At 62.9% G+C, this 18,632-nt stretch carries 23 protein-coding genes and 1 pseudogene; 10 read left to right on the top strand and 14 right to left on the bottom strand.

What is annotated here, in order from left to right; translation table 11 throughout:
* Window positions 1-527: 527 nt before the first annotated feature.
* On the bottom strand, window positions 528-842 hold the full coding sequence (locus AC07TY_RS15565; protein WP_494785911.1) for a hypothetical protein: 315 nt from the start codon (window positions 840-842) through the stop codon (window positions 528-530).
* 561 nt (window positions 843-1,403) lie between these two features.
* On the opposite strand from AC07TY_RS15565, the gene AC07TY_RS15560 reads away from it, so the two are divergent.
* Window positions 1,404-1,670, top strand: a complete 267-nt coding sequence (locus AC07TY_RS15560; RefSeq protein ID WP_494785910.1) for a hypothetical protein — start codon at window positions 1,404-1,406, stop codon at window positions 1,668-1,670.
* 340 nt (window positions 1,671-2,010) lie between these two features.
* Window positions 2,011-3,036 (top strand): manganese catalase family protein, encoded by a 1,026-nt coding sequence (locus AC07TY_RS15555; RefSeq protein WP_494785909.1) that lies wholly within the window; start codon window positions 2,011-2,013, stop codon window positions 3,034-3,036.
* Window positions 3,037-3,490: 454 nt separating this feature from the next.
* Here the strand turns inward: AC07TY_RS15555 and AC07TY_RS15550 are convergent, their stop codons facing one another.
* From AC07TY_RS15550 to AC07TY_RS15535, 4 genes are all read right to left on the bottom strand, one after another.
* The gene (locus tag AC07TY_RS15550; RefSeq protein WP_494785908.1) at window positions 3,491-3,931 is read right to left on the bottom strand and encodes a phosphatase PAP2 family protein; all 441 of its coding nucleotides are present in this window, start codon (window positions 3,929-3,931) and stop codon (window positions 3,491-3,493) included.
* Window positions 3,932-4,145: 214 nt separating this feature from the next.
* Window positions 4,146-4,733 carry a DUF3618 domain-containing protein gene (locus tag AC07TY_RS15545; protein WP_494785907.1) on the bottom strand — a complete coding sequence of 196 codons (588 nt, stop codon included), beginning with the start codon at window positions 4,731-4,733 and terminating at the stop codon, window positions 4,146-4,148.
* Window positions 4,730-5,143, bottom strand: coding sequence for a phage holin family protein (locus AC07TY_RS15540; RefSeq protein ID WP_494785906.1), 414 nt, complete (start codon window positions 5,141-5,143; stop codon window positions 4,730-4,732). The genes AC07TY_RS15545 and AC07TY_RS15540 overlap by 4 nt, the downstream gene beginning before the upstream one ends.
* Window positions 5,140-5,937 carry a hypothetical protein gene (locus AC07TY_RS15535; RefSeq protein WP_494785905.1) on the bottom strand — a complete coding sequence of 266 codons (798 nt, stop codon included), beginning with the start codon at window positions 5,935-5,937 and terminating at the stop codon, window positions 5,140-5,142. Before AC07TY_RS15535 ends, AC07TY_RS15540 begins: the two co-directional genes overlap by 4 nt.
* 172 nt (window positions 5,938-6,109) lie before the next feature.
* On the opposite strand from AC07TY_RS15535, the gene AC07TY_RS15530 reads away from it, so the two are divergent.
* Window positions 6,110-6,280: an antitoxin gene (locus AC07TY_RS15530; protein WP_494785904.1), complete on the top strand. Its 171-nt coding sequence runs from the start codon at window positions 6,110-6,112 to the stop codon at window positions 6,278-6,280.
* A 71-nt stretch (window positions 6,281-6,351) separates the two neighbouring features.
* Here the strand turns inward: AC07TY_RS15530 and AC07TY_RS15525 are convergent, their stop codons facing one another.
* The 6 genes from AC07TY_RS15525 to AC07TY_RS15500 all read right to left on the bottom strand — a co-directional run bounded on the left by AC07TY_RS15525 (window position 6,352) and on the right by AC07TY_RS15500 (window position 9,817).
* The gene (locus AC07TY_RS15525) at window positions 6,352-6,525 is read right to left on the bottom strand and encodes a hypothetical protein (protein ID WP_494785903.1); all 174 of its coding nucleotides are present in this window, start codon (window positions 6,523-6,525) and stop codon (window positions 6,352-6,354) included.
* Between the two features lie 273 nt (window positions 6,526-6,798).
* Complete coding sequence (locus tag AC07TY_RS15520; RefSeq protein WP_494785902.1) at window positions 6,799-7,077, bottom strand: GlsB/YeaQ/YmgE family stress response membrane protein; 279 nt, start codon at window positions 7,075-7,077, stop codon at window positions 6,799-6,801.
* Window positions 7,078-7,358: 281 nt separating this feature from the next.
* Window positions 7,359-7,544, bottom strand: coding sequence for a hypothetical protein (locus AC07TY_RS15515; RefSeq protein ID WP_494785901.1), 186 nt, complete (start codon window positions 7,542-7,544; stop codon window positions 7,359-7,361).
* Window positions 7,545-7,808: 264 nt separating this feature from the next.
* Window positions 7,809-8,441 carry a BLUF domain-containing protein gene (locus AC07TY_RS15510; protein ID WP_494785900.1) on the bottom strand — a complete coding sequence of 211 codons (633 nt, stop codon included), beginning with the start codon at window positions 8,439-8,441 and terminating at the stop codon, window positions 7,809-7,811.
* Entirely contained in the window at window positions 8,438-8,908 is a 471-nt protein-coding gene (locus tag AC07TY_RS15505) for a BLUF domain-containing protein (RefSeq protein ID WP_494785899.1), read from the bottom strand. Before AC07TY_RS15505 ends, AC07TY_RS15510 begins: the two co-directional genes overlap by 4 nt.
* Before the next feature lie 111 nt (window positions 8,909-9,019).
* Complete coding sequence (locus tag AC07TY_RS15500) at window positions 9,020-9,817, bottom strand: SGNH/GDSL hydrolase family protein (RefSeq protein WP_494785898.1); 798 nt, start codon at window positions 9,815-9,817, stop codon at window positions 9,020-9,022.
* A 182-nt stretch (window positions 9,818-9,999) separates the two neighbouring features.
* Between AC07TY_RS15500 and AC07TY_RS15495 the strand changes: the two genes are divergently transcribed.
* A complete protein-coding gene (locus AC07TY_RS15495) occupies window positions 10,000-10,245 on the top strand; it encodes a hypothetical protein (protein WP_494785897.1) in 246 nt (81 codons plus the stop codon).
* Between the two features lie 49 nt (window positions 10,246-10,294).
* On the opposite strand, the gene AC07TY_RS15490 is transcribed toward AC07TY_RS15495, so the two are convergent.
* Window positions 10,295-12,475, bottom strand: a complete 2,181-nt coding sequence (locus AC07TY_RS15490) for a sensor histidine kinase (RefSeq protein ID WP_494785896.1) — start codon at window positions 12,473-12,475, stop codon at window positions 10,295-10,297.
* A gap of 513 nt (window positions 12,476-12,988) precedes the next feature.
* Window positions 12,989-13,210 carry a hypothetical protein gene (locus AC07TY_RS15485; protein WP_494785895.1) on the bottom strand — a complete coding sequence of 74 codons (222 nt, stop codon included), beginning with the start codon at window positions 13,208-13,210 and terminating at the stop codon, window positions 12,989-12,991.
* Window positions 13,211-13,519: 309 nt separating this feature from the next.
* Between AC07TY_RS15485 and AC07TY_RS15480 the strand changes: the two genes are divergently transcribed.
* From AC07TY_RS15480 to AC07TY_RS15460, 5 genes are all read left to right on the top strand, one after another.
* Window positions 13,520-13,675, top strand: coding sequence for a hypothetical protein (locus AC07TY_RS15480; RefSeq protein ID WP_494785894.1), 156 nt, complete (start codon window positions 13,520-13,522; stop codon window positions 13,673-13,675).
* A 569-nt stretch (window positions 13,676-14,244) separates the two neighbouring features.
* Window positions 14,245-15,210 (top strand): dioxygenase family protein, encoded by a 966-nt coding sequence (locus AC07TY_RS15475; RefSeq protein WP_494785893.1) that lies wholly within the window; start codon window positions 14,245-14,247, stop codon window positions 15,208-15,210.
* A gap of 961 nt (window positions 15,211-16,171) precedes the next feature.
* Entirely contained in the window at window positions 16,172-16,771 is a 600-nt protein-coding gene (locus AC07TY_RS15470) for a sigma-70 family RNA polymerase sigma factor (protein ID WP_494785892.1), read from the top strand.
* 111 nt (window positions 16,772-16,882) lie between these two features.
* Window positions 16,883-17,131, top strand: a complete 249-nt coding sequence (locus AC07TY_RS15465; RefSeq protein WP_494785891.1) for a type II toxin-antitoxin system Phd/YefM family antitoxin — start codon at window positions 16,883-16,885, stop codon at window positions 17,129-17,131.
* The gene (locus AC07TY_RS15460) at window positions 17,128-17,391 is read left to right on the top strand and encodes a type II toxin-antitoxin system RelE family toxin (RefSeq protein WP_494785918.1); all 264 of its coding nucleotides are present in this window, start codon (window positions 17,128-17,130) and stop codon (window positions 17,389-17,391) included. Before AC07TY_RS15465 ends, AC07TY_RS15460 begins: the two co-directional genes overlap by 4 nt.
* 504 nt (window positions 17,392-17,895) lie before the next feature.
* On the opposite strand, the pseudogene AC07TY_RS15455 reads toward AC07TY_RS15460, so the two are convergent.
* Window positions 17,896-18,093: pseudogene (locus AC07TY_RS15455) on the bottom strand (TetR/AcrR family transcriptional regulator); the annotation flags it as partial.
* Between the two features lie 332 nt (window positions 18,094-18,425).
* Between AC07TY_RS15455 and AC07TY_RS15450 the strand changes: the two are divergent.
* On the top strand, window positions 18,426-18,626 hold the full coding sequence (locus AC07TY_RS15450; protein WP_494785890.1) for a hypothetical protein: 201 nt from the start codon (window positions 18,426-18,428) through the stop codon (window positions 18,624-18,626).
* Window positions 18,627-18,632: the final 6 nt, after the last annotated feature.

The raw sequence follows: 18,632 nt of genomic DNA, 5'->3' as shown, positions 1-18,632 counted from the left end.
CCCCCCCCCCCCCCCCCCCCCCCCCCCCCCCCCCCCCCCCCCCCCCCCCCCCCCCCCCCCCCCCCCCCCCCCCCCCCACCCGCGCGCTCTACTTAAGTGACAGGTGCACCCCGGCTGCACTGGACCTGGGGAAGGCGCGTCAGCCGGGGTGCCTGCCGGGCGATCGAGGCCGGCACGCAAAAAATACTCTCGACTTGCGTGCGGGTCAACGGTGGGCGATGCGTTTTCTGACCATCAGATCTCGACCAGGCTTAGCCGGTCTGGTCATTTTTTTGTAGCGCTTGCACGGCAATCTCGATCAGCTTGTCGTAGGGGAGCCCATCGTTGGGCCGTCGAAAGTAGGGCTTAATGTCAACCTCCGCTGGTCGCCGTCGCGTCCGACCAGTCGGCTGAGCCTTTGGGTAAGCACCGATCCGGGCCCGGGGCACGCCAGGTTCCCGCTCGTAGGTGCTATCCCCGTCCACGGCCACATTGTGACAACGCCGACGCGACCAACTCAACCGATGGCCGGTGGCAATATTGCTGGTTCACAGGGAGGATGGGCTGACGGACTCCTTGATTTGCGCGTCCGACTTCGCACGCTTGCGCAACCTGAGCATGATCGCTCGGGACGAGGGCTCCATAGCGGGGAACTCCACGTTGCCTCTCTCGCTTTTCACGCGAAAGTAAACCCAATTTTCGCCTTGGCGTGCTTCCACTGCTGTGATGTCGTTCTCGCCGAACACCGTGACGGCGACGTGTTCGCTGCGGAAAGTCTCCGCGAGGCGCAGCGCGTAGCCGTCGTCCTTCAGCTCATAGACGAACTCGCCTTTGCGCCATTTGGCGTAGAAGTCGAAACTCACGTTCAGATACTAAGGCCGCTCCGGAGGGGCTAAAGGCAGGCTGTCAGCCTCAAAACTGGCCCTAGTTGACCACCGTGGAAACGGCGAACCGAACTCCACGGAATATCGGGGGAACCGCCAGGATGCCACCTGGCTTTTAGGCCCCGGGTCACAATTGGGGGCCACGAACAGTCCGCCTGCTCCCATAAGGAGCGAGCGGCGGATCAGCGGCGCTGAGGTCTCGGGGGTAAAGGTTCAACCGTTCATGGGCGCGAAGCTGGCACTACCGGCACAGCCTCGCAAGTCTCCCTCAAGTGCGTCCAGCACTCCGTTGCAGGCGGAGCCAGGCTGGGAAGACTTAGGCTTCCATCCTTGAACGCGCCCGAAAACTGTAGGGAGCGCTGGACAGAGCTTTTCGGCCCTGGTTCGTGCCCGAGTGTGGCAGCTCGTGCAGAGCCTGCACAAGCCAGCGCACCCGGACCGGACGGCCTGTTCCGGTAGTCGCATGCGGTGCCGTTTCCCGCTGGGCCGCGGGGGAGGGAAACTCTTGCCCTTAAGGCAGCGCGGGGGCACACTCATTCCATGAACGTCGACGCCGTCGCGAGGCTCATGCTGGAGCGGGCCATCGGGTGTGAGTGCTGCGTCATGCGGTGTGATGAGACGACACCGGTGGATGAGATCCGGGACAGTATCCGGCAGGCTGCGCGTCATCGACACGTCCGAATTCGCACGGGAATGGTCGACGACGTTCTCGCAGTCGCCCGCCTCGATGCCGCACTGTGGACGCAACCCGTCCCGATTATGCGCGAACGTCTCGACGCACCGGCAGTCGCTAACACCATCCGGTAGTCAGTGCAACTGCCCTGTCGACCCACACACGACCGATAGTCCATCATTTGGCGTAAATGTTATTTGTGACTGCTATGAACCGGGGGAGCAGTGAAAGTCACGGTCTAGAGGTCGCTCTCCTCACCGTCCGGTTGGCGAAGTCCGTCGTCCGGGCTTGGCCTGATGGGAAGTTCCCGCTGCCGGAAGCGGCAGCTCTGCCGTCGAAGGAAAGGGTTTTTCCAAGCCACGGCGATGCGACCAATGCTGACGTAAGCGGTGGGACAACCTGTGCCGTGCCATGGGTGGGGGTGCAGTGTGGTCAGGGATGGCATCGTGTCGTCGATTTCAAGATGGAGGCTCCATGTATTTCCACGCTCAAAGCTGGATCAATGAGATCGCCGACGGCGAGCCCGATCCCGCCGCCGCCAACGCGTTGCAGGAGGGCCTCGGCGGGCAGTTCGGCGAGATGCGCACGATGATGCAGTACCTGTTCCAGGCCATGAACTTCCGCGGGGCGGCCGCCAAGCCCTACCGCGATCTCATCCAGGGCGTCGGCACCGAGGAGATTAGCCATGTCGAGCTCATCGGCACGACCATCTCGCACCTGCTCGACGGATCGCCTGAGTACACCGGCAAGCTCACCGACCCCCTCGACACCCCAGGATCCGGCGGCGCCACTCCCCTTAACCTCGCCCTAGGTGCGGGAAACATCCACCACTACCTGGTCGGCGCGCAGGGCGCACTCCCGGTCGACTCCGTCGGTAACCCATGGTCGGGGAGCTACGTCTACAACTCGGGCAACCTGCCGCTCGACCTGCTGTACAACCTAATGCTCGAGTCGACCGGCCGCCTACAGAAGTGCCGTATCTACGAGATGACCGACAACGCCACCGCCCGAGGCACGCTGGCTTACCTAATCGTCCGCGACCAGGCGCACGAGAACGCCTACGCGAAGGCGCTCGAGACGCTCGGCGTCGACTGGAAGACACTGCTGCCGATCCCGAAGACGAACGCCGAGAAGTTCCCCGAGGTGAAGAAGCTCGTCGACCTCGGTTTGCAGAGCAAGCAGTACTCGTTTGACCTCGACGGGAAGAGCGAGGCGTCGAAGATCTTCCGCGGCCCGTCGCCGTCGAAGGACGGCACCGACCTCACCGCCACCGAGCAGGCTCCCGAAGGCGTGCCCTCGCGGATCTCGGACGAGCGCCTCGAAGAGTTCGCCCCCGGACTCGACAAGGACCTCCTCGCCCTGATCCAGGAGACCGCCGACATGGAGCTCCAGGAAATCAACGCCTTCTACGGCCCCACCGGGCAGACCGCGGCAAAGGCTACGCCCACGGCGGCCCCGGCGAAGAAGACGCCAGCAAAGCGGTCCGGCACCAAAAAGTAACCGCATGGGAAAACACCACTAGAACAGCTCCCGACCTCGCGGTGGGGAGCTGTTCTGGTAATGGCTTGAAAGTGCAGTTAGTAGGCGGGGGTGCCGCCGGAGATAGTGGCACAGGAGGTGCCACACTGTCTTTCCGTCTTATCTCTGTTCGGCACCCCGGCCTGAACGGACCCCCACGCCTGCGGTCTGCCCTAACGAGCGCGAGCACCCCTGACCCAACCACCCGGATCGTCTGTGACTGCGCGGCTCCCTTCAGGTGCTCCCACCGCAGTATGCAGGCGACGGCGATGTCGAGCTGACCGTGGACGGGTTAGCGCCCTTGCGGTGCAGCTCGGTAGCCGCGTCTGGCTTCGAGACGACATGAGGCCCATCTGGTCGGCGCCCCGTTCCGCTACCGCCTAACCCGAGATGCACCACGGCGCTTCGAGTTTGTCCGGCGCCAGATACCCTCTGGTCAGGACCGATTGGGTGGCAGGATCTCTCTGCTAAGCAGCCCGACGATGATGCCGACAATATTTCCGGTGGCGACGTCGGAGAACCAGTGAGCCCCGACGTACAAGCGCGAATATCCCACCGCAATCGCTAAAGCGGTTATGACGAGACCACGTTTCGGATTCGCGACCCACACGCCAGTGGCGAGGGCGGCGGCAGTTGCGGTGTGCCCGGATGGGAACGACGGGCTAGACGGGGTGCGATGCAGGTGTCTGTGCCGCAACGCCCGCCCCTTTGGCCGTGGTGCTTTCACGGCCTTCTTCGCAGCCAAATTCGCCAACGTTGTTGAGGCAATCAAAGAGAGGGCACCCTGGCTGGCCGCCGCCCGCCCGTTTGTTCCGGTGAGGGCGATGGCGACAACGACGGCAACCCAGAACACCCCCTTATCCGCATTGGATGACAAGGTGAACAAGCCTCTGCCGAGGGCAGCGGGGACGGGTGCGCTGTAGACGTGACGACCGACCGTCTGATCGAAGTTCCGGACGAAGGACGGGAACAGAGTTCGGCGGGACCGGCGAGATGAGAACGGCAAGGAAGGACCTTCGATGGAGGTGGTGCGTGGGAAGCCCCGCCGGGCAAAGGAACTCTCGGCGGGGCTTTCAAGATGGCGCGGTCAGTTACGCGTTTTTGACCTCTTCGGCGGACCCCTGAGCGGCGTCCTTTACATCGGCCGCGGCGCCCTGTGCCTCGTCCTTCACTGTGCTGGCGGCGTCTTGCGCGGTGTCCTTGAGGGAGGCAGCAGCGTCTTGGGCGGGGCCTTTGAGGTTCTGGGCGACGTCCTGGGCGGCGGATTTGGCCTGGTCCACCAGCGGAGCAGCCTGTTCCTTGACCTGCACGGCAAGGTCTTGCTCTTTATCCGTGGCGGGGATTAGGGAGCTGATCAGCCAGCCGGCACCAAACGCGAGAAGCCCCACCGCGAGCGGGTTGCCTTTGACCTTCTCCACGGCTTGCTGGCCCGCTTGCTTGGCGGTGTCTGTGGCATCTCCCGCGGTGCCGGTTTTGTCGTGGACGGCACCGAACACGGACTCTTTCGCGTTCGTGAACCGGGTCTTCACCTTCTCCACTTGCCGGTGCGCGACCTGGGACGGGTCCACTTTGTCGGCGAGGGCGTCAACGTCGAAGCCGAGCCCCTCACGGGTGGCGTCGATCTCGGCGCGGATCTGGTCTGGGGTCTTCTTCTCGTTGCTGCTGGCTGCGTTGCTCATGCGTGGCCTCCCGGCTTCACGGTCTCGGGGATCTTCTTGAGGGAGTCGACCGTCTTCGGTGCTCCGTTGATGTCTTTGAGTTCCTTCTTGCCGCGGAGGAACAGGATCAGCGCGACGATGGCGTAGATCACGGCGATCACGACGGCCGAAAGGGCGTTGTTCAGCAGGAATCCGAGTCCCCACCAGGCGGCGATCGACAGGAACAGTAGGGCGAAGAGTGCGGTCAGTCCGGCACCGCCGAACATGCCCGCGCCCTTACCTGCCTTCTTGGCCGATTCGGTCAGCTCGGCCTTCGCCAGCTCGACCTCTTGGCGGAACAGGGTGGAGATATCCTTCGACACTCCGGTCAGCAGCTCACCGAGCGAGGTGGTGGCGGCTTTGTCTTCCGGGGTGATGTTCGGGTCCGTCATCGCTGCTCACCGTAAGGTCGTTCGCTGACGATGTCATCGAAAGACGGTGTCGGGGCGACGTGGACGGTGCTGGAGTCGACGGGGGTGTTCCCGAACTGGGTAGCGGTGCGCTCGTAACCGGCGGCCGGTTCCGGGGTGACGGGGGAGTGAGCGGGATCCGTCGTGGCGGCAGGCGCTGGGGAGTCCGACTTGGCGTCGGCCGTCAGCGCCTTCGTTAGGCGCCCGGCAAGAAGGCCCGCTCCAGCGGCGATCGCGATGAACGTTCCCGGCTTTCGGGCGGCGAACTGCTTGACCTCATCCAGGAGCGAACCCGGGTCGCGGCCATCAAGCCATGCTGCCGCCGATCCGGCACGGCCGGAGAGGTTCCGCACCAGTTCGGACGCCAGCCCGTTCCCGTCCGATTTCTCCGCCATCGACGACAGCTCGTCCGAGACTGAACGCAGCCCCTGGGACACTTTCTGCGACTGGGTGCCGGCCTGCTCTTTCAGTTGTGACGTCGCCTGCCCGTAAAGGTCCTTCGCCTGGGTTTTTACCTCAGAGGCGACCTGCCCGGCCTGCTCCTTCGCGGTGCCGGTCACGTTCGACGCGGCCTCTTTCGCATCACCGGCGACCTGCGTTGCCTGCTCCTTCGCCGCACCGGCCTTGGCAGTAGCGGCGTCTTTGGTCGACGAATCGGTGTCGGATGAATTGATGCCAGCGGAATGGGCTCCCGCGGCGGGTGTCAACGGCGGTTCAAAGCCGCTCTGGTCATACAACGGCGAACCGGAAGGCTCGTTGGGAGGAACGGTGCTCATGACATGTCCATTTCTGTTGTCCTGCGCGTGAATACCCATTAGTAGGCGGGTTCCGTGCCTTTGGGCCTCATCGCCGAAGAAATCAGCAATAAGCGCCTTGGCCGGAAGCTGCTCTCGGGGAGTCGAATGGTGTCAGCTCACGACTGGTGAGCACCACCGGAGGGAAACCACAATGGGACTACTGGACAACGCCAAAGACGCCCTGAACAGTGACAAGGGCGAGCAGGCCAGCGACACCGGCATCGGCAAAGCCGAAGACGCCATCTCCGACAAGACCGGCGGCAAATTCGACGACAAGATCGACGGGGCCGGCGCCGCCGACAGCAGGATCGGCAACGAATAACCAGCACCTAGCACCAACAGCGAAGCGGGCCACACCTTCCGGTGTGACCCGCCTCACTGTTGCTGCCGGTGTCAGCCGGCGGGGTTGCCGACGGGGGCGTCGTCGTCATCGGTGCCGTCGTCCGGGTTGACCTCGTCAGGTGTGGTCACCTCAACTTCCGGTGCTTCCTGCTGAGCGTCATCCGGGGCGGTGTCTGCCGGTACGTCTTTGGTGAGGTCGGGGTCGGTGTTCGGGGAGTCACTCATGGCCGGGTCTCCTTGTGTCCTCGGTGGTTCGTGGTGTTGCGCTGGTGGCGCGGGGGTTATTCGGGGTCCCCACCAGACGTGGTGTCGCTGTCCTGGTTGGGGTCTTTGGTGCGTTCCCGGTGGGGGAGCCGTCACTGAGTTCGTCGGTGCGTCTCTTCTGCTCCTCGGAGATATTCGTGGAACCGTCCGGGGTGGAGTCCTGTGTGTCGCTCATGGGCGTGACAGAAGGCCTCGACAGGGCCGGACGCAGAGGTGACCGAGAACTTTTGCGGGTTAGCGGTTGGCGCCGCGGCGGCCGGCGAAACGGGTCCAGATCAGCAGGACGATGATCGACCCGATGATAGAGCCGATAATCCCGGCGGGCTGGAAGAAACCGTTGTTGGCGTCGTGGTGGAAAATCAGGTAGCCCAAGAACCCTCCCACGAAGGAGCCAATGATCCCGAGAAGGATCGTCATCGGGATGGACATGTGCTGTCGTCCCGGAACTATTGCGCGGGCAAGGAACCCAGCGATGAGGCCGATGATGATGAGGCTGATGACGAGACCGATCATGAAGGTCCCCTTCCTATTGAGGTCCTTCGACCGAGTCTGAGTGCGGTACGTGCTTTCACAACGAAACCATGTAGTCAAGCTCTGCGCCCGCAGCGATAAACACCGTCCGGTTAGTTGTTGGCGAGCTCCTTGGGCCCCGAGCCATCCCCAGAGGCGAGCCGTTGCTTTGCCAATACGAGCCGGCGGTACGTCCGAGGATGTCATCGACGGGGTGGTCCGGGGAGGCGGCTACGGGAGAGGCCAGCGGTGATGGATCCGCTGGCAGTGGCGAGAGACTCGACTTACCCTTGCCCGTGGGTCAGGCGTTCATCGATGAGCTCGTCGACGGTGTCCCTTAGGTCCTCTTCTGTAGCGTCGACGAGGGCCGGGTTTCCGGAAAGGGTGGCTGCCGCTTCCGCGATGACCGCCAACCCGAACTGTGTGCTGTCCTTTTCCGGCGACGCGTTCGCGTTGGTGTCCTCGGCCATGACGGGCACGGCACACGCGAACGACTCATCAGTCTCCCCGCGGGGGAACGCAGAACGTCCTACACCGGGGCGACGAGTAACAACCTGACCACCAATGCATCCCGAACCATTGTCGTGACATTGACCGCGCCTGCCCCAAGATCCCACAGACGCCAGGTGAGCTCCTAGCTGACGCCGACCGTTGTTCTCCATTAACGATCGGCCGGGCGTTACCTGAAACAGATCGTGATGGCTGATCGAGACGGCGTTTGGCTGGGTGGCGGCTTAGTTTCGGACGATAGGTAACGCGGATTCCAGCGCCCAGATAGCGTTCTTCGCCGTCGAACACGGGTAAGCGTCCCCGTCCGTGCCGGGGAAGACCCGGCATTCGGAACAGCGAGTTTTAATGACGCCGCCGGGCTCAAGGGTGGTCTCGGGCCGGTGTCCATCAAGGATGATGCCGAGGGTGGTCATTAGACGGTTCCCGCTGAATAAGGCGCGACGAGCAACATGCGCCCGCCGACCCACGTAATCGCTTGCGCCATCTAGCTGGAAACTACGTGCCGGGAATGTAGCGAGGTCAGGTGTGGGCCAACCTCCGGGGGTTTCCGCTGGGGGCTCGGTTCTGAGGTCGTCGAACCCCATCGACCAGTTCGGGTAGCGGCGTTCTATGTGAGTGCTGGTCCACACGGTGACCACGTTGCTATGTCGTGGGTCTCGGCTGATCCGGGCGTAAAGGTCACGCACATTCTCCGCGTCGCCTTCGAGGACCTGCATGACGTCACGCCCCCGGACAGTCAGCATTCCCGAGATCCCATCGCGGGTGTTGCTGGCCCGGCTTGTCGCCAGCAGCTCGGCAAGTTCGTCGGTGCTGAGTTCCTCGTGCAGGGTGCTGACGTAGACGGTGGTGGAGATCATGCTTGGACGGTGTCTGAGTTCATCCGGAACCACCAGATCAGTTCGCGGAGGGCACTCACGGTGGGCCCGAGGTCGTTACCGGTTTCAGGGATCATGTCCAGATCATCGAAAGTGGTCCGGTATCCCGGGATATCGACCTGTTCCAGAGCGTCTTCGGTGGCGTAGCCCATCGTCCATTCAGGGAACTGTCGTTCCGGGACGTTTTCTTCCAGCAGGGTGCGGACGTTGGCGTGGCGAAGATCGTGGTGGATTTTGGTCATTTTTCCCCGTACGGCGGTGCTCGGTCCCTCGAGTAACTGCAGGAAGCGGCCCCGTCGGTATAACAACATTCCCGTGACTCCGTCTGCCTCATTCGCGGCGCGACTGTGACGAAGCAGGGCCTCGAGATCAGGGCCCGAGAATTCAGACGTGGCGGTGCTGGCATATACCAGCGACAGCAGCGGTGGGTTGGCGGAAACGGTTGTCAATCGCGGTGTCCATTCTTGGGCGTAACACCCCCGACCGAGGGTTTGGACCAGATATACCCGTTGTCTGCTGTGTCCGTGCCTAGATGGGCGACGATCAGTCTGCGCCGGAGCTCAATGTAGTGTGGCGGGGTTGCGAGGCCGTGTGGACACGATCTGGTCCGCGATGGTTTCAGCCCAGGTGCGGTACCCGTCTGAGACGCGTTGCTCTTCCGTTTCCACAGTGGACTCGGGTGCAGGTTTGGGTCCGATGATGGACAGGCGCGGTGGGTTAAGGAAGCGAACGCGGCCGGTGCAGTATTTCCTTGTCAGGGTGTTGAACAGGGCGGCTTGTTGATCGACAGTGCCGCCTGGCGTGAGCTTGAACACGGGCACGGTGCTGGGCGGCTGGATACCGACAATGATGATCTCGGTTGGTTCCGGAGTCGCGGTCATCAGGGTCCGCGTCAAATTGTTTACCGCGGTGTCCCATTGGTGTGGCGGGAGGAATTGGAGGGCGTCGCTAGCGCCGCACACTACGACGATTGCATCGAAGGCAGCCACATCCACGTCTGCCAGCAGGGTCGAGATGGTGGTGATGGTGATGGTGTGATCCATCAGCAGATGAACTTCGGCTGGGTGGTGGGTGCGGGTAGTCAACGCACGAGCCAGGTGTCCAGGGATCGCGTCGTCATGACGGTGGACACCCCACCCGGCAAGAGCACCGTTTCCGAGAAGGAGCACCCGGTCGGGGTAGGGGCCCGGCGTGCGGCAAGGACCAGTGTCAATTGGGCGGGGGATACCAGTATCGGAGTGGATGGCGCGCGTTTTTGCTTTCATGACCGGCCGCATCACCGGTGCCGCTTTCCGCACCACCGCCATACCTTCTTCCCGTGTCCATTTGCCGCACTCCAGAGCAAAGCGGTATGACATCAGTCAACCCGCAGGCAACCCAGTGACGCACCCCCAGAACGAGCCGGGATAGTTGAGTTGGACCCGCGCTTCAGGTGTGGTTTATCGTCCACCAGAAGAGGGTGCGAGCGCATCGCGTGCTGCCGGTCAGAGACGACCGGTACCGATGCTCGTAGGCGCGTAAACAACGAAGGGGTTCTCGGATGGATATGGATGCGGTGATCACGGCGTTGGCTGATTTCGGAAGGTCGCACCGTCTGCCGCCGGTGTTGTGGTTGGAAGATACGGCGGGGTCGTTTGGTGGGGTGGACGGGTTCGGGAACATCGCGACTTGTCAGAACTGGGCCAGCATCCTTGAGCTTGAACCCGTTCCTGCGGCGGAAGAACCCATGTGGGCAGGAAAGTTCGGCTCGTGGAACGTCCGGATTCGCTGCGACGAACCCGCCTGAAGTCCAGCCCATCTCGCGCCGACTTGAGGTGGCAGAACAGGGCGGTTTGTTAGGCGGCGAGGGTGACGGTGCTAGGGCGAGGGATGGTGGCCCAGAGGTCGATGTCGTCATCGCTGTCGAGGCCGAGCGCGACGGCTGTTTCGTCGGTGGTGGTGGCCACGATGGTGATGGCGGTTTCGGAGTCGGGCTGGCCCGTTCGGATCACGATCCGAGTGGATTGCAGGTCCTTGATGCGCCGGGCGGTGTCGTTGAGGAGATCTTCTCGAGTGTGGGGGTCTATGTCCTCCAGCCCCCCGTCGTCAAGGATTTGTACGTACGCTCCTCGCCGCCGGTGGTCAGAGACGACGTTGCGGATGGCGTCATTTAGGAGGCTGCGTCCACGGATCTCATCGCGAAGTGCCTGCTCGAGGACACGGCATTCCGCTCGGGCTAGAGCACCGATCTGGCCGGCGCACGAGATGATGAGCCGGAGCATGGGCTCGGCGGTGGCGGCTGCGTGTTGCAGCCGCTGTTGGCGTTCGAGGTGGAATGCGGCGATTTCTGCCTGCCTGATCGTGAGGTCGCGGTGCTTAGCCGCGGCGACTTCAGCTGCGATGTTGATGCGTCGGATGGCGCGGTGCATGATGAGGCCAGCGATGACGAGGACAATTTCTGCTGCAAGACCCAGTCGGATAGCGCCGGTTGGCCCGGCCCAGAAAGAGATTTGGGCGACTTGACACGAGACGACCATGATGGGCACCGCTTTGCGTCCGCTCATCCACATCATGACTGCGCCGCCGAGGATGCCGCAGGTATACCAGTAGATCGAGACGCAGTCGACCGACGCCGGGTCCAGGCCGATCGTCGCGGTTGCGCAGAGCGCCAATCCCACCGCGCCGATGGCCCATGAGGTGCGGGCGCGCATAGTTCCTGTCCTGGCGCCGCGTACTACGGCGGGCAAAATGATAAGACCTAGGACGGCGGCGACGACCGGTCCGATGGCCCTAGAGAACAGGGTGGTTTCGGAAATCGCTGTCAGGATCGTCATAACGATGACGGCGGTTAGGATGCGGGAAAGCTGACGCCGAGGGATCAGACTGAGGCGCGTCAGAGCGGGCGGTAGCGTCGTTGCCGACTCAAGGGTCAAGGGTCGCCATTCCAGGTAAACCTGGGTGCCGTTACCGGGTGAAGAGGAGATGTTCGCGTGGCCGCCTGCTTGGCGGACGCGTTCCAGGATGGATACCCGAACGCCGAGGCGTTGCTGGTCCATGTGGGCAAGGTCAAAGCCGGCACCGTCGTCGGTGATGATGATGCTTGTCCCGCCGCTATCGAGAGCGGTCACTGCGACGGTGCACAGGGCGGCGGGTCCGGCGTGCTTGACACTGTTCGTCACCGCTTGTCCCGCCGCAGACACGAGTGCAGTTGCGACGTCTGTGGGGAGCTCGACCTGGCCTGCCAGAACGACCTTGATCAAGGTCAGTCCACGCAGGCGGCTCATCTCTGCATCGGCCATCAGGGCACGCCCTAAATTGGTGGTGGCCGGTTGCATCACCGGGTGATCGCTGTTCCGGGTAATGATGTCGAGCGCGGATTCGGCCATTCGGCTGGCACGGTCCGGTGCTTCGTGCCCTGCGGCGGCAAGGAGGCTGGCCAGGAGGGAATCGTGAAGGATGGCATCCGTGTGTACACGTTCGGCCTCCATCGCAGTCTGACGTTGCTGGTTCTCGAACAACAGTTGCGCAGCGCTTTCTGCAAGGTCGGCCCGGTCCGCCCTAGACCGGAGACCTTTCACACCTGCGATCAAAGCCACAGCAATGAGTCCAAGCCCGATCGCGTCGATGATGCTGTGACTGATCGAGACGCGCCCGGCATACGTGGCAAAGAGCGCAATGTCTATCCCTGCGCAGACGAGACCAGCGCGAAGAAGGCGCGGTTCCGCGAGGGTCGTGGCGGCGAAGGCGATCAACGACACCGCCAGCAGCCAGGGCGTCGAGCCAGCTCGAAGAGGTTGAAGGAGGATGAACGGTTCCACCCCGAGAAGAACGACGTAGGCGGCGACCGATATCCATAGCCAAAGACGAGCCTGCTTCTCGCCCAGGGCAAGCGAAAAAACCACACCTAACACCTGGACCATGGCGAGGCACAATGCCAAGACCACCAGGGGAGACGAGAGGGAGAGGTGGTCGGATGCAAAATCTGGAAGGGCAAGAAGCATCAGGAGGACAGCAACGACCCCGACGGTGGCCACCATTCCTCGCTCAACGCCTGAACGTAAAGATTCCGATCCCGTAGATCGGGGTGCGGAAGACAGAGAAAACGGCACTATTGGCGCCCGGTGTTTGCGGGCCCCGCGCGTCTCTGTCGGAGATCTAGGATGATCACCTCGTCACAATAAATGTTCCAATTCGCGCGGTGTAGACCCCAAAACGGGTACGAGCAACGGTGGGTGTGGTGCCATAAAACTGTCTCCGGCGGGCGGTTCTGGTCGCCAGTCTGGGCTACAGGTGGGTTGGAGACAGGCCAACCTTCCGGGTCAATGTCGTGTTCGTTGAGTAGACGATCGAAATACGCGCGACCGTACCTAATGTGGCCCGTCGAGAGTTGCGGTTGCAAAGGCGGTAACTGGTTCGCGGCAGCGCTGACCCGGACCAGCTCGCCAGGTCTCGAGGCATCACGATTTCCTTCGAGGAATCCCTATCGCTTTGCAACCACGTGGGAACCTCGTGGACGAGGCCGGATCTTCTCATTGGAATGCCCAAGCCATCTACTTGACATAATAAATATTATCAGCGGTGATGTAAACCGGGGGGAGCAGTGTCGATGACAGTCGGAGGGGCTCGTTCTCCTCGCCGGATGGAGCAATCGCGGCAACATCGATGATGTCCTTTTCAGAGCCGACGGAGTGTTCGGTGACGGCGTTCACGTCGCCGCCGGAGGTAAGAGTCGTGCTGGTCGGGTAGCTGCTGCTTCCCTTGTGAGTTCTCATCCGTAGGCCTCACGGGAACTGGTTCCACGACTCGGTGCTTGGCGCCGCTTGAATCCGTCACGGAAATCTTCCACTTACGGCCGCGTCCTCTGCCGCTTACGGCCTCGTCTCCGTCTGACCGGGTCACGACCGCGGGGCTGGCATCCGCAAAACGACCACCTTCCAGACATCGTTAGATTTTCTAGCCTCCTGGCTCATAATGAGAACAAGTCTTCGATTCACGGCGATGACCTGGTCCCGATTCACGGCGGAACCGTTTGCTCCACCGTTTGATCTCAGGCTCGCAGGGGCCAGAAACGAGTTGAACTCATGACGCTTTCGCGTGCCGAAAAAGTGTCCTCGCCCTTTTCCGAAGTCCGCCAGGTACATCGGGAACACACGCTGTGGGTTGTCGCAGTGTCGACGCTGTCAGCCTCGACTGAGATCATCGCCGCAGCTCTTGCGTGGCTAGAGGTGATCGCGTGAGCCAGGAGTTCGATTCCGCGGACACGCAGCCTCTCAGCGTGGCCGAGTTGAACGATCTGATCGACGCAAACGCCGTATGAGCAGCTATCTCCGCGCTCCCGGCGCCACACCGGTACGCATCCACCCTTACCCGAAACGGTATGGTCGCAGTTCCTTCCCGCAGGAACGGAGCGACCGGTTGAGTGTGGCGGGGTCTCTGCAGGAACGATCCCGCCTCTCCCATCAAGGTGACAACGAACCCTGTTACGCGGACTTCTTCGCAGAAGCGGGCGCGGCCGTTCTGGGTTCGGAATTGAGTGCATGATCCGTTCCTGACCAGCGAGGAAACGGAACACTCGGGGCGACATAGCTGGGAGAATGCGTACGCCGGGTGGTGTCCTGAACCGTCCTGACCGTGGCACCACCCGGTCCACGTCTTGATCGCAGCGATGGACAGTCGACGCGTGTCAGCGCGGCACTCTACGTGCTTGGTTCCGTTTGCCCGTGACCGAGATCTCATGGCTTTCTCATTGGTGTCCGAAAGCCTGTCTGGTGATGCTCGTGATCCTGGCCAAGACGAGAAGGTGACCATGCCCCGCATCCCGGAACCCGACCACACCCCCGACGGCCCTTTCTATGAGGGGCGTCCTCTGACGCGCACTCACGAGGAGGTTGTCGATCAGGGCATCGCTTTCGACCTGGGAACCCTGGTCAGTAGGCGCGGTGCGCTGAGCATCCTGGGATTGGGTATGGGGGCTGCGACTCTGGCTGCGTGCACGACGGCAACCGGCACGACAGCCCCGACGGCCTCCGCCACTGGGACAGCAACAGCAACAGCGACACCCACGCCCACGTCGTCTGCGACCGCGGATGCATCGGTCACGGTCCCCGCAGACCAAATCCCGGACGAGACCGCGGGCCCGTACCCGGGAGACGGGTCCAACGGCGCCGACGTGCTCGAGCGCTCCGGGATCATCCGTAGCGACATCCGGTCAAGCCTTGGCGGTGGCGCCACCGCTTCGGGTGCGCCGATGACACTCACGCTGACGATCCATGACCAGGCGAACGGCGACGTGCCGTTCGAGGGTGTTGCCGTGTATGTGTGGCATTGCGACGCCGCCGGCGGGTACTCGATGTACTCCGACGGCATCACCGAGGAAACCTACCTTCGCGGAGTGCAGGTTGCTGACTCCGACGGCGCCGTCACCTTCACGTCAATCTTCCCGGCCTGCTACACGGGCCGGTGGCCGCACATCCACTTCGAGGTGTACCCGAAAGCGGCGGCGATCACCGACTCCACCACCGCGATCGCCACGTCCCAGGTCGCCCTGCCCGCAGGGGTGTGCGACAAGGTGTACGCCCTGTCGAACTATGCTGGCTCCAGCCAGAACCTGGCCCAGGTGAGCCTCGCCACGGACAACGTCTTCAGCGACGACTCCGGCGTCCTACAACTGGCCACCGTGACCGGGAGCATTACCACCGGATACAAAGTCGCCCTCGCCGCCCGGGTCGACACCAGCACCACCCCCACCGCCGGCACCGCACCCGGGCGCTAGAGGACCGATCCGAACCGGCGCCTCTTCCCCACCGCTAGCGGGCCGCTCGTTCGCGGCCGACACTGCTCGCATTATTGTGCTGCGCTCACGTCGCGCACGGTCACCACGGCGCGAATGGCGGATGGGGGCCATGCGAAGCCGGCGTGACCTAGAAGTGGCGGCAGGGGCGAGCCTGTCGATCACGAGGCTCCGGGTGAGCACATGGCGTTGACGCGGACAGCCGGCCACACGAGCCAGGGTCACGAGCGGTGGGGTCTTCTGGTGTGGACGACCGAGATGGCCGACGAAGGCTTCGACCGGTAACCCGCGCAGAAGTGGACCGGTTCTGGTCGTTCGTCGTGAAAGGACCCCCTCGCACACGCAGGTTGCGCTCGTGCCCCGTTCTGGGGGTCCCCGATCGGGTGTCAGCACTTCGGGGGACACGTAGGATCGTGTTCACTCCCCCACCGGCGATGTTGCCCCCTCAGCGACACTGACCCGAATTCTTTTTCGCTTGGCGTCGCCGGTGGTGAAGGGTCGCTCCTGACTGCCGAGGAGATCCGAAAACAGCGTCTCACCTCCCCGAACAGGTGTGCGTCCCTTCGGTTGAATGATCGGACTAACCGTGACCGTGTCACCCGTGCTGTTTCAGCCACTGACTGTCCTTCCCGCACCCGGGCACACTCTGTCCGGGGACGTGGAGGGTCGGGTCATCCGGTTGTCGGCCACTGCCGCAAACCGGTGGCAGATCGCCGAGACCATCGGCGCTCTTGTCGTTGGTCATGGGGAACTGGTTGCCGTGAACAACACCTACGCCATTTCGAGTTCTTCCGGCATGAGCATCTCGGAGATCACTTGGCCTGCTGTCCTTGGCCGGCACCTCGACACGGTCGCGTAAGCCCCCGTTCCCCGTTTCATTCCACGGACGGCTGTCATCTGGGATCAGCCGCTCGCCGATACCTTTCTGCAAGCGAGAACCGTCATGTCCCCGACCCCAGTCACGTCACACCACCAATCCCTAGACGATCCCGCCGACCTTCTGGTGGCACTAGCTGCTGGCGATGAGACGGCGTTTGAAGCGTTGTACCGGGGATGGCGGGAACGTTTATTCGCCGCGGTGCTTCGCATTCTTCGCGACCCGGCTCAGACGGAGGAAGTCGTCCAAGATATTTTCTTGGAGCTATGGACTCATCCGGACCGATTTCACCCTGACCGCGGCACCGCGAGAGGGTACCTCTACCGGTTGGCGCGGTCCCGGGCAATCGACCGGGTCCGAGCGTCCGAAACCTACCGCACCTATACAGTCCTTGCTGGCACTCATGACCTCCACCACGGCACTGCGGCGCTTGGCCGGATTCACGACGACTGGGCCGCCCGCCACGATGTCCGACTGTCTCTCACCCAGCTGACTGTGCTGCAGCGCGAGGTGATTGAGTTGACGTACTTTGGCGATCACACTCAGACCGAGATCGCTGCCCGCTTGGGTGTGCCGGTAGGAACGGTGAAGTCCAGGATGACAGGAGCTCTCACCAAGTTGCGTGCCGTGGCCGCGGCAGATCGCATCCTCACCGACGCCACATAACCGGCTTGTCATCACGTTTGACGAAGTAGCACTGCACGGTGCTGTCGCGATGCGAGCCGCGTACAGTTTTAGCCACTGTACAAAACGCACCGTGTTTTGTACGCTTAGGGTATGTCGACGATCAGTGTCAGTGATGCCCGGGGCAAGTTGCCCGAAGTGATTGAGACCTCGCATACGGAGGCGGTGTTTTTGGAACGGCACGGGAAACCGGCCGCGGTCTTGATCAGCCCGGAGCAGTACGACCGGTTGATGGACGCCCTCGAAGACGTCGAGGACATCCACGCGTTTGATGACGCCATGGCCGAGGAGGGGCCGAACATTCCCTGGGATCAGGTCAAGGCCGACCTTGGCTGGGAATGACTAGCTACCGCATCGAGCTGCGTCCCGCCGCAGTCAAAGCGCTCCGTAAAATCGACCCTCAAGACGCCCGCCGCATTCAAGGCGCCATCGCTCTTCTCGGGCACGACCCCAGGCCGCCTGGCGCTAAAGCCTTGCAGGGTCGGCCAGGGCTTCGGGTGCGAGTGGGGAACTTCCGCATCATCTACACAATCCAGGACGACGTCCTCCTGGTTGTCGTCGTCACCCTTGGCCACCGCCGCGACATCTACGACACTCACTAACTTCTCGCCCGACCATGTCTCGCCAAGGTGACTTTCGATCCCGCAGCCGGAGGTTTGGAGGAACTGGGGCCATAGCCTTGACATCTTTGCTGGTCTTGGCCTCCGAGCGTCCCGCGACTGTCCTGGGTCGCCGAGCGCCGAAGTAACGGCTTCGTCGCGGTCCCCGAGAGACGCTGCACCGTGGGTTCCGACGACCATCAGGGAGAGGGTTGCTGCGAGCTGAGAGGCAACCGTTTGGCCTGCGCACTGCAAGCCGGCCTCGAATGCGGCCCTTTGGCTAGCTGTGTGAGCGTTGATCCGGACCCGCACCGGGTGACTGCGGTCCGGGTAGGCGGAGGCGGCGTTCAGTAGAGCGGACCCTCGATACCCTGGGGCCAGAATCTCCCCGGCTACCAACTCCACGACTGCGTCGATGACGCCCCTCGCTGTGGTGCCCGTCTTGACCGCGCCGGCCAGGGCTTGCTGGTCTTTCGCGCAGAGCAGGTCGATGTACTCCTGGACGAGGCTGTCGCGGGAGCCGAAGTGTTTGTAGAAGGTGTTCTTCGTTACCTGCGCCTCGGCGACGAGCCGGTCGACACCGACCGTCCGCACACGTTCGTCGTAGAACAACCGGGTGGCGGCAGCGAGGACCTTCGGCCGGGTCGGGGCTATTGGGGAGCTGTCCGCGAACGTGTGCTGTTCGGGGTCCCATTCTCTGGCCATGCCCCCAGTCTGTTGCATCGACCCTGCGGGTGGTCGGAGCGGGCCGTGCCGGCAGGTCGCTGCGCTCCCATGGAGCAGCAGAGCTGCCCTGTCTGGCCCTTCGGGCCTTGTTCTTGTTGCCGTGAAGCCTGCGGCATCGTACGTCGGTCCGGGAGCGGTTCAAGTGGCTGCGCCACCGGTTCCCCCGACAAGTGCGGCCGCGGTCGCTGCGCTCCCTTATTTCGGCCGAACTTCTCTCCTCTACCGCCCTTTCGGGTTGCACAGCTCCCGGCCCTCCTACTCGACACTTCGTGCCTTCGCGGCAAAAAGAACGAAAGGGAGAGGAAGAGCACATGCAGAAAATCACCACCGTCATCACGACGATCACGACCCGAGACGAGGAGGGACCCCAGCGGATGCGGCAGCTGGTCGCGCGAGAAGAGGACTTGGACGCTCTGGCCCGGGTCCGCTACTCGCTCCACAACACGCAAGTCGTCACCGGTCAGGACCGGGTGACGTTCGTGGACACCCTCACCCGCGACGACAGCGAGTGACACCAG

The organism is Frondihabitans sp. GW821-FHT04F02, from assembly GCF_059420045.1.
The sequence above is the reverse complement of the archived record's forward strand: the minus strand, read 5'-3'. Positions and strand labels throughout refer to the sequence as shown.